The sequence below is a fragment of the Streptococcus oralis genome, assembly GCF_001578945.1.
In the GTDB taxonomy this organism is placed as follows: domain Bacteria; phylum Bacillota; class Bacilli; order Lactobacillales; family Streptococcaceae; genus Streptococcus; species Streptococcus oralis_Q.
This window is the reverse complement of the sequence record NZ_KQ969550.1, coordinates 93,022-109,456: the sequence shown is the minus strand read 5'-3', so window position 1 is coordinate 109,456 and position 16,435 is coordinate 93,022. Positions and strand designations below refer to the sequence as shown.

The window sequence follows — 16,435 nt, the reverse complement described above, 5'->3', positions numbered from 1 at the left end:
TGAAAAGTCGTTATTCATAAGGGTCTTGTTTTCAATCTCCCCTCGTAGTTAACAAGGCCTTGAGCATTTTAGAAAGAGGAATCTATGTCTACGAAATATATTTTTGTAACTGGTGGTGTGGTGTCGTCTATTGGGAAAGGGATTGTCGCAGCAAGTCTGGGGCGTCTCTTGAAAAATCGTGGTCTTAAAGTAACCATTCAAAAGTTTGATCCTTATATCAATATCGATCCGGGAACCATGAGTCCTTACCAGCACGGGGAAGTCTTTGTGACAGATGATGGAGCTGAGACAGATTTGGACTTGGGTCACTATGAACGTTTCATCGATATCAATCTTAACAAATATTCTAATGTGACTACTGGAAAAATCTACAGTGAAGTCCTTCGCAAAGAACGTCGAGGAGAATACCTTGGAGCAACTGTTCAAGTCATTCCTCATATTACAGATGCCTTGAAAGAAAAAATTAAGCGTGCCGCAGTGACAACGGATTCTGACGTCATTATCACAGAAGTTGGGGGAACTGTTGGGGATATCGAATCTCTTCCTTTCCTAGAAGCGCTTCGTCAGATGAAGGCAGATGTGGGTGCAGATAATGTTATGTATATCCACACAACCTTGCTTCCTTATCTAAAGGCTGCTGGTGAGATGAAGACCAAACCGACTCAGCATTCTGTAAAAGAATTGCGTGGTTTAGGAATCCAGCCAAATATGTTGGTTATTCGTACAGAAAAACCAGCTGGTCAAGGAATTAAAAATAAACTAGCTCAGTTTTGTGACGTGGCTCCAGAAGCTGTTATTGAATCTTTGGATGTTGAACACCTTTACCAAATTCCATTGAATTTGCAGGCACAAGGCATGGACCAAATTGTTTGTGACCATTTGAAATTAGACGCACCAGCAGCGGATATGACAGAGTGGTCAGCCATGGTGGACAAGGTCATGAACCTCAAGAAACAAGTTAAGATTTCCCTCGTTGGTAAGTATGTGGAGTTGCAAGATGCCTACATCTCAGTGGTCGAAGCCTTGAAACACTCAGGGTATGCCAACGACGCAGAAGTGAAGATTAATTGGATCAATGCCAATGATGTGACAGCAGAGAATGTAGCAGAACTCTTGTCTGATGCGGACGGAATCATCGTGCCAGGCGGTTTCGGTAAACGTGGTACGGAAGGAAAAATCCAAGCCATCCGTTATGCGCGTGAGAATGATGTCCCAATGTTGGGTGTCTGCTTGGGAATGCAGTTGACTTGTATCGAGTTTGCTCGTCACGTTTTAGGGCTTGAAGGGGCCAATTCTGCAGAACTTGATCCTGATACAAAATACCCTATCATTGATATCATGCGTGACCAGGTTGATGTTGAGGATATGGGTGGAACCCTTCGCTTGGGACTTTACCCATCTAAGTTGAAACGTGGCTCTAAGGCAGCAGCTGCTTATCACAATCAAGAAGTGGTGCAACGCCGTCACCGTCACCGTTATGAGTTTAACAATGCCTTTCGTGAACAGTTTGAGGCAGCAGGCTTTGTCTTTTCAGGAGTTTCTCCAGACAATCGTTTGGTAGAAATCGTTGAGATTCCTGAGAATAAATTCTTTGTGGCTTGTCAGTATCACCCTGAACTTTCCAGCCGTCCAAACCGCCCAGAAGAACTCTACACCGCCTTTGTTACTGCAGCAGTTGAAAACAGTAATTAGCAAAATCAGAACCTTTGAGAAGAATCTCTGAGGTTTTTTATATTCATTCAGGAAAGTCTTGCTAACTCAGGCGATTGGTAATAAGAATTAGAAGTTCCTTTTCTCACTGAGGGAAGAGGAGTTTTACTTGTTTTTCTGCTACTTCCCTATTTGTCCTAGAGCCCTTTTTGTGTTACAATGAATGGTATGAAAGCTAAGAAATTATGGATGACTGGCTTGACTGTGGCTGGTCTAAGTGCCCTTGCTTTAGGGGCTAAAAAAGCAGCAGATAACCACAAACTGATGAAGACGCAAGAAGAGTTGACCGCTATCGTGCGCGAACTTTTCTCGGATATGGGTGAGATTGCGACTCTCTATGTTCAAGTCTACGAAAGTAGCCTAGAGCGACTCGTCGGAGGAGTCATTTTCGAGGATGGCCGTCATTATACTTTTGTCTATGAAAATGAAGATCTGGTCTATGAGGAGGAAGTCTTATGATTACTCCCAATAGTATAGAAGAACTCGCAGGTTTTGTCGAGCAAGATGGCAAGAAGGTTTTCCTTTTTGTGGCGGACTGGTGTGGTGATTGTCGTTATATCTATCCATTCTTGCCAGAGATTGAGGAAACCAATCCAGAGTTCACCTTTATTCGAGTGGACCGAGACCAGTATCTGGATCTGGCCAAACTCTGGGATGTGTACGGCATTCCTAGCCTTGTTGTGCTAGAAAAGGACAAGGAAATCGGTCGTTTTGTCAATCGCGACCGTAAAAGTAAGGAAGAAATTAACGACTTTTTATCAGGACTGAAATAGGAGAAAAGGAAAGAATGATTTTTACATATAACAAAGAGCATGTTGGCGATGTCCTTATGGTCATCGTGAAAAATAGCGGAGATGCCAAACTAGACGTGGAGCGCAAAGGCAAGGTAGCCCGTGTTTTTCTTAAAGATAATGGGGAAACAGTGGCTTGGAATATTTTCGAAGTTTCAAGTTTGTTTGAAATTGCAGAGCGCGGTCAAGTCTTTTTGACAGATGAGCAAGTCGCTCGTTTGAACCAAGAATTGCGGGCGGAAGGCTTTACAGAAGAAATTGTCAATGACAAGGAACCTAAGTTTGTTGTCGGTGAAATTGTCGAGATGGTAGCTCATCCTGATAGTGACCACCTCAACATCTGCCAAGTTGCAGTCGCAAGTGACAAGACAGTGCAAATCGTGGCAGGGGCTCCCAATGCGCGTGTCGGGTTGAAAACCATTGTGGCTCTTCCTGGAGCTATGATGCCAAAAGGCAATCTTATTTTCCCAGGCGAACTTCGTGGCGAAAAGAGTTTTGGCATGATGTGCAGCCCTCGTGAATTGCATTTGCCAAATGCTCCGCAAAAACGTGGGGTTATTGAATTATCAGAAGACCAAGTTGTTGGAACTCCATTTGACCCAGCCAAACACTGGACTGCCTAGGAAATTGTCAGTATTTGATAGACCAGATAGAGGGAAATAAGATGGCAAAAAATGTAGTGATTACAGGAGCGACCTCAGGAATCGGTGAAGCGATTGCGCGTGCTTATCTGGAGCAGGGGGAGAATGTCGTTCTAACAGGGCGACGGACAGACAGACTAGAGGCCCTCAAGTCAGAGTTTGCAGCAACCTACCCAAATCAAACAGTTTGGACCTTTCCACTGGATGTCACGGATATGGCTATGGTAAAAACTGTCTGCTCCGATATTCTAGAAACGATAGGGCAGATTGATATCTTGGTCAATAATGCTGGACTAGCTCTTGGCTTGGCTCCCTATCAAGACTATGAAGAATTGGATATGCTGACCATGTTGGATACCAATATCAAAGGTTTGATGGCAGTCACTCGCTGTTTCTTGCCTTCTATGGTAGTAGCCAATCAGGGATATATTATCAATATGGGTTCTACCGCAGGAATCTATGCCTATGCTGGGGCAGCTGTTTACTCAGCCACCAAGGCTGCTGTCAAGACTTTTTCAGATGGTCTGCGAATTGATACTATCGCAACGGATATCAAGGTGACCACCATTCAGCCAGGAATTGTCGAAACAGATTTCTCTACAATTCGTTTTCACGGTGATAAAGAGCGGGCTGCGACCGTCTATCAGGGAATTGAGGCCCTGCAAGCTCAGGATATTGCAGATACAGTGGTCTATGTGACCAGTCAGCCTCGTCGTGTGCAGATTACAGATATGACCATTATGGCCAATCAACAAGCGACAGGTTTCATGGTTCATAAAAAATAAAAAATTTTCTCGAAAAGTTACAAATTTCTGTAACTTTTTTTGATTTCCTGCGAATAGATAAGTAGGAGGAAGAAAATATGTATAATAAAGTTATCATGATCGGACGTTTGACGTCTACACCAGAATTGCACAAAACCAACAACGACAAGTCAGTAGCGCGAGCAACTATCGCTGTGAACCGTCGTTACAAAGACCAAAACGGTGAACGCGAAGCTGACTTTGTCAATCTTGTTCTTTGGGGAAAATTGGCTGAAACCTTGGCAAGCTACGCAACTAAAGGTAGTCTTATCTCTGTGGATGGAGAACTTCGTACCCGTCGCTTTGAGAAAAATGGCCAGATGAATTATGTGACCGAAGTACTTGTTACAGGATTCCAACTTTTGGAAAGCCGCGCTCAACGTGCCATGCGTGAAAATAACGCGGGTCAAGACTTGGCAGACTTGGTTTTGGAAGAGGAGGAATTGCCATTTTAATAAGAGAAAAGTCTGAGTCAGTCTCGGACTTTTTTAGTGTTGGAAAGTCAAACTTTTTTCTTGACTATTTCTGACCAAGTGATACAATAGAAATAGTTGGTTAGCACTCGGTGTATCAGAGTGCTAACTATTAGAATGGAGGAAAAAAGATGTTAAAACCATTAGGAGACCGTGTGGTCTTGAAAATCGAAGAAAAAGAACAAACTGTTGGAGGCTTTGTCCTTGCAGGCTCAGCCCAAGAAAAAACCAAAACAGCCCAAGTTGTGGCTACTGGACAAGGTATTCGCACCTTGAATGGTGACTTAGTTGCTCCAAGTGTTAAAACTGGTGACCGTGTCTTAGTGGAAGCCCATGCGGGTATTGAGGTCAAAGATGGCGATGAAAAGTACATCATCGTAGGCGAAGCTAACATCTTGGCAATCGTGGAAGAATAATGGGAGGAAAGAAATATGTCAAAAGAAATTAAATTTTCATCTGATGCTCGTTCAGCTATGGTTCGTGGTGTCGATATCCTTGCAGACACTGTTAAAGTAACCTTGGGACCAAAAGGTCGTAATGTCGTTCTTGAAAAATCATTTGGCTCACCTTTGATTACCAACGATGGTGTGACAATTGCCAAAGAAATTGAGTTGGAAGACCATTTTGAAAATATGGGTGCCAAATTGGTATCAGAAGTAGCTTCAAAAACAAATGATATCGCAGGTGATGGAACGACAACTGCAACTGTTTTGACCCAAGCTATCGTCCGTGAAGGAATCAAAAACGTCACTGCTGGAGCAAACCCAATCGGCATTCGTCGTGGGATTGAAGCAGCAGTTACCGCAGCGGTAGAAGCCTTGAAAAACAATGCCATCCCAGTTGCCAATAAAGAAGCTATCGCTCAGGTTGCTGCCGTATCTTCTCGTTCTGAAAAAGTCGGCGAATACATCTCTGAAGCCATGGAAAAAGTTGGTAAAGACGGTGTCATTACCATCGAAGAATCACGTGGTATGGAAACAGAGCTTGAAGTCGTAGAAGGAATGCAGTTTGACCGCGGTTACCTTTCACAGTATATGGTGACAGATAGCGAAAAGATGGTAGCTGATCTTGAAAATCCATACATTTTGATTACTGACAAGAAGATTTCCAATATTCAAGAAATCTTGCCACTCCTAGAAAGCATTCTCCAAAGCAATCGTCCGCTCTTGATTATTGCGGATGATGTAGATGGTGAAGCTCTTCCGACTCTTGTATTGAACAAGATTCGTGGAACCTTCAACGTAGTAGCTGTCAAGGCACCTGGCTTTGGTGACCGTCGCAAAGCAATGCTTGAAGACATCGCCATCTTGACAGGAGGAACAGTCATCACAGAGGATCTTGGTCTTGAGTTGAAAGATGCTACTATTGAGGCGCTTGGTCAAGCTGCGAGAGTAACTGTGGACAAAGATAGCACGGTTATCGTAGAAGGTGCTGGAAATCCTGAAGCTATTTCTCACCGTGTTGCGGTTATCAAGTCTCAAATCGAAACTACAACTTCTGAATTTGACCGTGAAAAATTGCAAGAACGCTTGGCAAAATTGTCAGGTGGTGTCGCAGTCATCAAGGTCGGAGCTGCAACTGAAACTGAGTTGAAAGAAATGAAACTCCGCATTGAAGATGCCCTCAACGCTACTCGTGCAGCCGTTGAAGAAGGAATCGTTGCAGGTGGTGGAACAGCTCTTGTAAATGTCATCCCAGCCGTAGCTGATTTGGAATTGACAGGAGATGAAGCAACAGGACGCAATATTGTTCTCCGTGCCTTGGAAGAGCCTGTTCGTCAAATCGCCCACAATGCGGGATTCGAAGGTTCTATTGTTATTGACCGCTTGAAGAATGCTGAAGTTGGTACAGGCTTCAACGCAGCAACTGGCGAATGGGTTAATATGATTGAAGAAGGAATCATTGACCCAGTTAAGGTTAGTCGTTCTGCCCTTCAAAATGCAGCCTCTGTAGCCAGCTTGATTTTGACAACAGAAGCAGTCGTAGCCAATAAACCGGAACCAGCATCCCCAGCTCCAGCAATGGATCCAAGCATGATGGGCGGGATGATGTAAAAACACTTATAAAAAACATAAAAGGAGGGAACATACATCCCTCCTTTTAAGGTTTTCTCTTCTAAATAGATTTGAGCTCTCCTAACTTATATGATAAAATAAGACTAGAAGAAGGAGAAGAACATGATCGATGTAGAAGAAATTCTGAGCAAGATGAATCCCAATCAGAAGATTAATTATGACCGTGTTATGCAAAAAATGGTTCAAGTTTGGGAGAAAAATGAGCAACGTCCCACTATTCTCATGCATGTTTGCTGTGCTCCTTGTAGTACCTACACCCTAGAGTATCTGACCAAGTACGCTGATGTGACCATCTATTTTGCCAATTCCAATATCCATCCTAAGGCAGAATACCACAAGAGAGCTTACGTCACCAAGAAATTTGTCAGTGATTTCAATGAGCGAACAGGAAATACGGTCCAGTATTTAGAAGCCCCATATGAACCAAATGAATACCGGAAGTTAGTCAGAGGACTGGAAGAAGAACCCGAAGGTGGGGATCGTTGCAAGGTTTGTTTTGACTACCGTCTGGATAAAACGGCGCAAGTGGCTATGGACTTGGGCTTTGACTACTTTGGTTCAGCTTTGACCATCAGTCCTCATAAGAATTCTCAAACCATCAACAGCATCGGAATCGATGTGCAAAAGATTTACACCACCCACTATCTTCCAAGTGATTTCAAGAAAAATCAAGGCTACAAGCGCTCGGTGGAGATGTGCGAGGAGTATGATATCTATCGTCAATGTTATTGTGGATGCGTCTATGCAGCTCAAGCCCAGAACATTGATCTTGTTCAGATTAAGAAGGATGCCACGGCTTTCTTGTTGGATAAAAATGTTGAAAAAGACTATTCTCATATCAAGTTTACTGTCACTAAATTAGATATATAAATGAAAACTTGCCTCAAGGTAGTTTTTTTGCTAGTAGAAAAGCGATAGACAGAAAATGTTGGACCAATCTTTGAATTTCTAGTCCAAGGCTTGTGAGTCTTCAACAAGCCTTGGACTCTTAAAAAAATGAAGTTTTGCTCAAAAGAGCTTTTTAAATTAAAGCGAGCAATTATCAGTTCAAATCTGTTTCAAAAGAAGAACGGATAAATTAATCGATGCTTTGTTTTTGAGTTAGGAAGTTAAGCATGCTAAACTGAGTCGTAGGAATAAATTTCTTTATAGAAATGTGTTACAACTCTGCTATAACGGAATATTCCTTTTTTGCATTTATACAACTTATTTAACACTATCTTTATTCTTGTGATATAATGTCAAATTATAGAGTGGGGGTCGTTTAAAATGATTGATAAAGTAATTGAACAATATAAAAGTCATGATAATCTCGATATTCGAGTAGAATTGCATAAGAAGTATTCAAAAAATAAATTGGGATTTAATCATTGGATATTTTCTAACTACCAAATCACTGATGAAGTAAAGGTTCTAGAATTGGGATGTGGTACAGGAGAACTGTGGAAAAGTAATAGTGATTCTATAGATAAAATGAAGCAGTTGATTGTTACAGATTTTTCTAAAGATATGGTAAAATCAACGAAGTCAGTGATTGGAAATAGAGACAATGTCAACTATGAGATAATGGATATTCAAAAGATTTCTTTTGAGAATGAAGCTTTTGATATTGTTATTGCTAATATGCTTCTACATCATGTGAATGATATCCCTAAAGCTCTCTCTGAGGTGAATAGGGTCTTAAAAAACGAAGGCATTTTTTACTGTGCTACATTTGGTGAAAATGGAGTTGTAAATTATTTGGCAAATTTATTTAAAGATGAGGTTAATCAAGATTTAGAAAATAAAACGTTTACTTTACAAAATGGCAAAAGGTACCTGAGTAGGTATTTTAACTCTGTAGATACATTACTCTATGATGATGAGTTACAGGTAACTAGTATAGATGACCTGGTTAAATACATCCAATCGTTTAAAGGAATTTCAGAAATAGGTTCACTAGAAGAGGAAATAATACGTAAAGGATTGGAAAGTGAGTTTAATAATGGTATGTTGATCATTCCTAAAGAATATGGTATGTTTATCGCTCGAAAAGAAAGTTAAGGGAATGAAAGTGTGAAAAATTACGGAGAAGCTTTTCGATATTTTAGAAAATTAAACGGATATTCTTTAGAGTATGCTGCAGCTAATTCTATATCAAAATCTCAACTTTCTAGATTTGAAAGAGGAGAAAATGAAATTTCTCTTTCAACGTTCTTTAAATTATTATCAAATATCAATGTTTCGATAGAGAATTTTTGTAATTACCTAGAACATTATAAAAGATCGGAGCTCGATGATTTTTTGGTTGATTTATCTCCAAATTTTTATAGTTTGAATACTAAAGGATTGGAGGAAATAAAAAATGAGCAACAAAAACTTTTTGAGAAGAGTGGGGAAAAAACTTATAAAATAAATACAATAATGGTTCAGGGATTATTAAATCAGATAGATTGTAATCATGTAGTTAGTAGAAATGATTTAAATTTAGTATATGACTATTTATTCCAGAAGGAACGATGGGAGTTCTATGAGATAATGCTGATTGGTAATTTATATCATCTTTTTGAAATAGATTATATTTACATGGTCGGAAAAGAAATACTAGAGCGTACACATTATTACGAAAAAATCGGCAAGAATAGAAATTTAGTTGTGTCAGCTTGTTTAAATTTTTGGTTCTGTTGCCTTGAAAATTCACATCTAATATATGCAGATTACTTTGAAATGGAATTAAAAAAATTATTAAAAGATGACACAAAAGTTTTTGAAAAATCTACATTCAAATTTGTAGAAGGATATAAAATATATCTGACTGAATCAAAAGAATCTGGAGTTAAACAGATGAACAATGTCATAAAATATTTTGAGTTTATTGAATCTAAAAGTATTGCTTTATATTTTCAAAAACGATTAAATGAGTTGGTAGATTAAATAGCATTTTCTCTGTAAAGATATTATTTTTAAAATGTTGTGCTAAATGATTGATGCTAGGTGGAAATACAAAAAATAAATTATTTTATACGAAGTTGACCTGTATTTTTATACTAATCATCTCCGTATTTTTGTATTAAACGATATAAGTTTATTGTAAATTTACAAGGAACAAAGATATTAAAAAACATCAGTATGTCTATTTGTTTTATATATTTAGCGAATTCTGCATAAATTTCTCTCTAGTAATGTGTTGTAACTCTACTATAATAGATTTATTCTTTTTTTGTGTCTACACAACTTATTTTACACTATCAAAAAAACAAGGTCAGGATTTTGTTCCTGACCTTTGACAACTTTACCGATTCTTTAGTTCTATGTAGCGTTTGTACCAAATGTTGACATAGGCCTCTGAGAAAGGACCGCGTCCATTGTTGATCCAATCAACAAGGATTTTAACATGCTCTTTCAAAATATAGTCTAAATCATCAGAATACTTCATTTTGCGTTTATGGCGCTCATACTCTTCAACGTCCAAGAGACGCTTTTCACCATCAGTGAAGACCTTGACATCCAAATCATAATCAATGTATTTCAGGGCTTCTTCATCGAGATAGTAAGGACTCGCCATGTTGCAATAGTAGGAAATCCCATTATTACGAATCATAGCAATGATATTAAACCAATATTTTTGTGAAAGTAAACAATAGCCGGTTCTCGAGTCACCCAACGACGACCGTCACTTTCGGTAACAAGTGTGTGGTCGTTGACGCCAATAATAGCGTTCTCTGTTGTTTTTAGTACCATGGTGTCCCGCCAAGTACGGTGGAGACTCCCATCATGCTTATAACTTTGAATTGTAATAAAGTCGCCTTCTTTTGGAAGTTTCATAACTAACCAACTTTCTACAATTTATAAGTTTATCATCTACTATTATATCATAAATTGATCTAATTTTTTTGAATTTTACATGAAAATGTTATAGATATTCTCTGAGAGCGCTCGCTATATCCGAAAAATCATAGCCCTTTCTAGCTAAAACTTGAGTCAATCGTTGCTTTAGTTCGTAACCTTCATATTTGCGAGCGTATTTAGTATATTGTTTATCTAACTCTTTAAAAATGAGTTCCTGAGTCGTTTCTTGATCAACTTGACTATCCAAGTCATCAAAGGCATTTTTAGCATCAGAATAGGAGAAGCCTTTGTTCGTCAAGTTTTGAATAATCTTATCCTGCAAGGCACGAGCGGGAAGTTTTCCATTGTATTTTTTAAGCAGTTTTTCTGCAACACGTTGAGCAACCTCTGAAAAATCAAAATCCTTTAAAACATCTTCAATAGTTGATTTGACAATTCCTTTTTGAGACAGTTTTTGAGCTAGCACATAAGGTCCCTTATCTCCAGAAAGTTGATTTGCATTGATGATAGAGTAGACATACTGACGATCATTAATCCAGTTATCTTCTTTAAGATTAGCGATAACTTGACTAGTGATTTTTTCATCAATATCATACTTTTTTAGATACTCTCTCACTTCCTTTTCAGTACGAGCCTTGAAGGATAAATGGTAGAGAGCGAGGTTCTTACCATAAGAAAACTGAGCAAAGTCCTGAATCTCGGTCAATTCTTCTTTGCTAACCACCTTATCTTTAGACAACATAAAACGGACAATGGTATCTTCCGTGATATAAGAGGTTTGCTGTCCATCTAACTCCATCAAGTAGAGACGTTTTTTCTTTTCAAGTTTTGTGATTTTCATAGTTCTATTATACCCTAAAATGTGATAAGATAGGGATATGAATCTGAAAGTCAAACAAAAAATACCTTTAAAAATCAAGCGGATGGGTATCAATGGTGAGGGAATCGGTTTCTACCAGAAAACTCTCGTTTTTGTGCCAGGGGCCCTCAAAGGAGAAGATATCTATTGTCAGATTACTTCTATCAAACGTAACTTTGTTGAAGCAAAATTACTAAAGGTTAATAAGAAGTCGAAATTTCGAGTCGTACCGGCTTGTACGATTTATAATGAATGCGGAGGGTGCCAGATCATGCACCTCCACTATGATAAACAGTTAGAGTTCAAAACGGATCTGCTCCATCAAGCCCTGAAAAAATTTGCCCCTGCGGGATATGAAAACTATGAAATTCGTCCAACTATCGGAATGCAGGAACCAAAGTACTACCGTGCTAAGTTGCAATTTCAGACTCGAAAATTTAACAATCAGGTCAAGGCAGGTTTGTATGCACAAAGCTCTCATTATCTCGTAGAGTTAAAAGACTGCTTGGTACAAGATAAAGAAACCCAAGCGATTGCGAATCGCCTTGCTGAACTTCTTACTTACCACCAAATTCCAATTACAGATGAGAGAAAAACGCTCGGCGTTCGCACCATCATGGTACGTCGAGCAAGAAAAACGGGACAAGTCCAGATTATTGTTGTCACGAACCGCCAGCTAAATTTGAATCAACTAGTCAAAGATCTAGTCAAGGATTTTCCAGAAGTCGTCACAGTGGCAGTTAATACAAATACAGCAAAAACAAGTGAAATTTATGGTGAAAAGACGGAAATTATCTGGGGGCAAGAGAGCATTCAAGAAGGTGTACTCGATTATGAATTTTCTCTATCACCCCGTGCCTTCTACCAGCTCAATCCTGAGCAGACAGAAATTCTCTATAGTGAAGCAGTTAAGGCACTGGAGGTTAGTAAAGAAGATCATCTGATTGATGCCTATTGCGGTGTTGGGACAATCGGATTTGCCTTCGCAAAGAAGGTCAAGAGTCTCAGAGGAATGGACATTATCCCAGAAGCCATTGATGATGCCAAGCGAAATGCTCAGAGAATGGGGTTTGACAATACCCATTACGAAGCGGGAACAGCCGAAGAGATTATTCCGCGCTGGTATCAAGATGGTTATCGAGCAGATGCATTGATAGTCGACCCTCCTCGTACAGGCTTAGATGATAAGCTGTTGGATACCATTCTGACCTATGTTCCAGAAAAAATGGTCTATGTATCCTGCAATGTTTCGACCTTGGCACGCGATTTAGTTAAGCTTGTGAAAGTTTACGACCTCCAGTACATCCAGTCAGTCGATATGTTTCCCCACACCGCACGAACAGAAGCAATCGTTAAGTTAGTTAAGAAAATGAAAAAATAAGCTGTCATATTGGACTTCCTGCGAAACTATAATTTAGTTTCGCAGGAAGTCTAATAAAGCATTTTCTGCAAGTCACACAGATTACTATATATTGGATAAAGAAATGTATTCGCTCATTTTAAGTTACAACTTTGTTTCCATATTTCCTGGAAACTCATAGAAAGCAAGGAGAAACATGGAACAAACTAACCAAAATTCCCAGTACCAACGACTCTGAGCTAGAAACAAATATCTCGTTTTGAGTTATTCCAGCAATATTTACAATGAGATTCGCCAATATCTCAAGCAAGAAGTGGTGGAGCTGAGCCAGGTTCAAGAGATGATTGACCGTGGCTACAATGTCAGTCCAGAATGGCTGGACAAGAACTACCGTGGCAAAACCTGGCCTCCTTATGAAGACCTGACTGAGAAAAGGTGTGCAATCCCATCTATAGTGAGCATGACCAGGATACTATGAGGAGTGTCTGGATAATCTCCGAGAGAAAGGGATTAGGTTATAATCTCAAGCCATAGTCACTTATATCAATCGTCAATAGCTCGTTTGAGCATTTCAACTAAAATACAGCCATAAAACTAGCAATACAAAGGATTTGAGACGCTGGTCTCAAGTCTTTTTCTTTTGACAAAAAAGTGATATAGTTTCAAACTATATCAAAGCCTAATTATTTACAATTATACAGACAGTTTCTTTTCTGTTAAGATAGTTTCAACAACATATTTTGGAGGACACATTATGTCAACTACAATTATCGGTTTCCCTCGTTTGGGCGAATTCCGCGAATTGAAATTTACAACTGAAAAATACTTTAGAAAAGAAATCTCAGAAGAAGAACTCTTGGCAGCAGCAAAAGAATTGCGTGCTAAACACTGGAACATTGTCAAAGAAAAAGGCATCACTGAAATCCCATCAAATGACTTTTCTCACTATGACAACTTCCTAGATGCAGCTTTCCTTTTCAACGTGGTGCCTGCTTCTGTTCAAAACTTGGACTTGACTGACCTTGAGCGCTACTTTGCCTTGGCGCGTGGTTACCAAGGTGAAAAAGGGGATGTGCGTGCCCTTCCGATGAAGAAATGGTTCAACACCAACTACCACTACATCGTTCCTAAGTTTGAAAAAGACACTCAAGTCAAACTTGCAGGTCACAAGATCTTTGATGAGTTCCAAGAAGCCAAAGAACTTGGTCTTAACACTCGTCCTGTTCTCGTCGGACCATTCACTTTCCTTCAATTGTCAGACTTTGAAGAAGGCGTGAAAGCTGAAGACTTCGTAGACAGCTTAGTGGCTGCTTACCAAGAAGTTTTTGCTAAATTAGCTGAACTTGGTGCGACTCGCATCCAACTCGACGAAGCGGCTCTTGTCAAAGATTTGACAGCTGAAGAAAAAGCTCTCTTCTTGACCCTCTACAACAAACTTTTGGCTGACAAAAAAGGTCTTGAAGTCTTGCTTCAAACTTACTTTGGTGATGTGCGTGACGTTTATGCTGACCTTGTGAACTTGCCAGTAGATGCCATCGGTTTGGACTTCGTTGAAGGTAAGAAAACTCTTGAACTCGTTAAAGGTGGTTTCCCAGCTAATAAGACTCTCTACGCAGGTATTGTCAATGGTAAGAACATCTGGCGTAACAACTACGAGAAGAGCTTGGCTATTCTTGAGCAAATCCCAGCTGAAAACATCGTATTGACAAGCTCATGCTCACTTCTTCATGTGCCATTTACAACTGCTAATGAAGAATTTGAACCAGCTATCTTGAACCACTTTGCCTTTGCAGTTGAAAAATTGGAAGAACTTCGTGACTTGGATGCTATCCGCAATGGTCAAGGTGCAGAAGCTCTTGCAGCAAACAAAGAACTCTTTGCGACTGAACGTGTGGGTGTCAATGCAGAACTTCGTGCGCGTATCGCTGGTTTGACAGGCGCTGACTACACTCGTTTGCCAGCCTTTGCAGAACGTGAAGCCATCCAAGAAGAAGCCTTTAAACTTCCAGCTCTTCCAACAACAACGATCGGTTCCTTCCCTCAAACTAAGGAAGTTCGTGCCAAACGCTTGGCTTACCGTAAGGGTGAATTGTCTCAAGAAGACTATGATGCCTTTCTTGCTGAAACCATCGATGAATGGATCAAATGGCAAGAAGAAGTTGGATTTGACGTGCTTGTACACGGTGAGTTCGAGCGTAATGACATGGTTGAGTACTTCGGTCAAAACTTGTCAGGTTACCTCTTCTCTAAGAATGGTTGGGTACAATCATACGGTATGCGTGGGGTGAAACCACCAATCATCTGGGGTGACGTCACTCGTCTTAACCCAATCACTGTCAAATGGTCTAGCTACGCACAAAGCCGTACTGACAAACCTGTTAAGGGTATGTTGACTGGCCCTGTTACCATCCTCAACTGGTCATTCCCACGTGAAGACATCTCTATCAAGGACTCAACTCTTCAAATCGCTCTTGCGATCAAGGATGAAGTTCTTGATCTTGAAGCTGCAGGCGTGAAGATCATCCAAATCGACGAGGCAGCTCTCCGTGAGAAATTGCCACTCCGTCGTAGCGACTGGTATGAAGACTACCTTGACTGGGCAATTCCTGCCTTCCGCTTGGTACACTCAACAGTAGCGCCAGACACACAAATCCACACTCACATGTGTTACTCAGAATTTACAGATATCATCCCAGCTATTGACAACATGGACGCGGACGTTATTTCCTTTGAAGCAAGCCGTTCAAACCTTGAAATCTTGGACGAACTCAAAGCGAAAAACTTCCAAACAGAAGTGGGACCTGGGGTTTACGATATCCACTCTCCTCGTGTGCCAAACGAAGGCGAAATCGACCACACAATCGAAGCCATCCTTGCCAAAGTACCAAGCAAGAAAGTTTGGATCAACCCTGACTGTGGTTTGAAGACACGTGGTATCAAAGAAACCAAAGAAAGCTTGATTAAGCTTGTTGAAGCTGCTAAAGCAGCCCGTAAAGAACTATAAGTAGGTAAATAGCTGGCTACTTGGCTTGGTCGGCTATTTTCTCACCCTTGAGGTCAGAAAGAAAGGACTATTCACTCTATGAGCCAACACACACCGAGTCTATCCTTTGAGGTTTTTCCTCCCAATCCAGCAGTAGGCAATGAAAAAATCATTCAGGCGTTAAAAGAAATGCAGGGTTTGGCCCCACATTTCATCAGTGTGACCGCTAGTAATAATAAATTTAATATCAAGGAGACCACGGTTCGGTTGGCAGATTTCATCCAAAATGAGCTGGATATTCCAACAATCGCCCATCTCCCAGCGATTTATCTGACCAAGGAAAAGGTAGCAGAAACCGTTTTAGAGTTGGACAAGGTTGGGGTGCAGAAAATCTTGGCCCTTCGGGGAGACATTATCCCAGATGTGGAACCACAAAAAGATTTTCGTTATGCGACGGACTTGATTGCCTTTATCAAGGAGCAGGCGCCTCACTTTGACGTGATTGGAGCTTGTTACCCAGAGGGGCATCCAGATTCAGCGAATCAGATTTCAGATATTCAGTTTTTGAAAAAGAAGGTGGATGCTGGCTGCTCTAGCTTAGTTACCCAACTCTTCTTTGACAATGAGCGCTTCTATGATTTCCAAGACAAGTGTACCCTGGCTGGGATTGATGTACCGATTCATGCGGGGATTATGCCAATCCTCAACCGCAATCAGGCGCTTCGTCTCTTGAAAACTTGTGAAAATATCCATTTGCCACGTAAATTTAAAGCCATCCTAGACAAGTATGAGCACGATCCAGAATCGCTCAAAGCAGCAGGACTTGCCTATGCGGTGGACCAAATCGTGGACCTGGTGACTCAGGATGTAGCAGGAGTGCACCTCTACACCATGAACAATGCGGAAACGGCT

General features: G+C 40.4%; 15 protein-coding genes and 2 pseudogenes. 15 read left to right on the top strand and 2 right to left on the bottom strand.

What is annotated here, in order from left to right:
- The first annotated feature begins 84 nt into the window (after positions 1 to 84).
- The 11 genes from SORDD16_RS00485 to SORDD16_RS10400 all read left to right on the top strand — a co-directional run bounded on the left by SORDD16_RS00485 (position 85) and on the right by SORDD16_RS10400 (position 9,406).
- Positions 85 to 1,692 carry a CTP synthase gene (locus SORDD16_RS00485; RefSeq protein WP_061451921.1) on the top strand — a complete coding sequence of 536 codons (1,608 nt, stop codon included), beginning with the start codon at positions 85 to 87 and terminating at the stop codon, positions 1,690 to 1,692.
- 177 nt (positions 1,693 to 1,869) lie between these two features.
- On the top strand, positions 1,870 to 2,169 hold the full coding sequence (locus SORDD16_RS00480) for a DUF4651 domain-containing protein (protein WP_002875970.1): 300 nt from the start codon (positions 1,870 to 1,872) through the stop codon (positions 2,167 to 2,169).
- Positions 2,166 to 2,483: a thioredoxin family protein gene (locus tag SORDD16_RS00475; RefSeq protein WP_061451920.1), complete on the top strand. Its 318-nt coding sequence runs from the start codon at positions 2,166 to 2,168 to the stop codon at positions 2,481 to 2,483. Before SORDD16_RS00480 ends, SORDD16_RS00475 begins: the two co-directional genes overlap by 4 nt.
- Before the next feature lie 14 nt (positions 2,484 to 2,497).
- Positions 2,498 to 3,124: a YtpR family tRNA-binding protein gene (gene ytpR, locus SORDD16_RS00470; RefSeq protein WP_061451919.1), complete on the top strand. Its 627-nt coding sequence runs from the start codon at positions 2,498 to 2,500 to the stop codon at positions 3,122 to 3,124.
- Positions 3,125 to 3,165: 41 nt separating this feature from the next.
- Positions 3,166 to 3,927, top strand: coding sequence for an SDR family NAD(P)-dependent oxidoreductase (locus SORDD16_RS00465; RefSeq protein WP_061451918.1), 762 nt, complete (start codon positions 3,166 to 3,168; stop codon positions 3,925 to 3,927).
- Positions 3,928 to 4,004: 77 nt separating this feature from the next.
- Entirely contained in the window at positions 4,005 to 4,400 is a 396-nt protein-coding gene (locus tag SORDD16_RS00460; RefSeq protein ID WP_000282461.1) for a single-stranded DNA-binding protein, read from the top strand.
- Between the two features lie 149 nt (positions 4,401 to 4,549).
- Entirely contained in the window at positions 4,550 to 4,834 is a 285-nt protein-coding gene (groES, locus tag SORDD16_RS00455; RefSeq protein WP_061451917.1) for a co-chaperone GroES, read from the top strand.
- A gap of 15 nt (positions 4,835 to 4,849) precedes the next feature.
- Positions 4,850 to 6,472 carry a chaperonin GroEL gene (gene groL / locus SORDD16_RS00450; protein ID WP_061451916.1) on the top strand — a complete coding sequence of 541 codons (1,623 nt, stop codon included), beginning with the start codon at positions 4,850 to 4,852 and terminating at the stop codon, positions 6,470 to 6,472.
- 123 nt (positions 6,473 to 6,595) lie between these two features.
- Entirely contained in the window at positions 6,596 to 7,363 is a 768-nt protein-coding gene (locus SORDD16_RS00445) for an epoxyqueuosine reductase QueH (protein ID WP_061419827.1), read from the top strand.
- Between the two features lie 399 nt (positions 7,364 to 7,762).
- The gene (locus SORDD16_RS00440) at positions 7,763 to 8,536 is read left to right on the top strand and encodes a class I SAM-dependent methyltransferase (RefSeq protein ID WP_061451915.1); all 774 of its coding nucleotides are present in this window, start codon (positions 7,763 to 7,765) and stop codon (positions 8,534 to 8,536) included.
- Between the two features lie 12 nt (positions 8,537 to 8,548).
- A complete protein-coding gene (locus tag SORDD16_RS10400) occupies positions 8,549 to 9,406 on the top strand; it encodes an Rgg/GadR/MutR family transcriptional regulator (RefSeq protein ID WP_081215092.1) in 858 nt (285 codons plus the stop codon).
- Positions 9,407 to 9,764: 358 nt separating this feature from the next.
- Here SORDD16_RS10400 and ntdP read toward each other — a convergent pair.
- Positions 9,765 to 10,297, bottom strand: a pseudogene (gene ntdP / locus SORDD16_RS00425) (nucleoside tri-diphosphate phosphatase).
- A gap of 88 nt (positions 10,298 to 10,385) precedes the next feature.
- Positions 10,386 to 11,162 (bottom strand): recombination regulator RecX, encoded by a 777-nt coding sequence (recX, locus tag SORDD16_RS00420; protein ID WP_061451914.1) that lies wholly within the window; start codon positions 11,160 to 11,162, stop codon positions 10,386 to 10,388.
- A gap of 37 nt (positions 11,163 to 11,199) precedes the next feature.
- Here recX and rlmD point away from each other — a divergent pair, with 37 nt between their 5' ends.
- From rlmD to metF, 4 genes and pseudogenes are all read left to right on the top strand, one after another.
- Complete coding sequence (rlmD, locus tag SORDD16_RS00415; protein WP_061451913.1) at positions 11,200 to 12,561, top strand: 23S rRNA (uracil(1939)-C(5))-methyltransferase RlmD; 1,362 nt, start codon at positions 11,200 to 11,202, stop codon at positions 12,559 to 12,561.
- A 238-nt stretch (positions 12,562 to 12,799) separates the two neighbouring features.
- Positions 12,800 to 13,061: pseudogene (locus SORDD16_RS10395) on the top strand (hypothetical protein).
- A gap of 233 nt (positions 13,062 to 13,294) precedes the next feature.
- Positions 13,295 to 15,544, top strand: coding sequence for a 5-methyltetrahydropteroyltriglutamate--homocysteine S-methyltransferase (gene metE / locus SORDD16_RS00410; RefSeq protein WP_061451912.1), 2,250 nt, complete (start codon positions 13,295 to 13,297; stop codon positions 15,542 to 15,544).
- Positions 15,545 to 15,622: 78 nt separating this feature from the next.
- A partial coding sequence (gene metF, locus SORDD16_RS00405; protein ID WP_241733936.1) for a methylenetetrahydrofolate reductase [NAD(P)H] occupies positions 15,623 to 16,435 on the top strand: 813 nt, incomplete at its 3' end.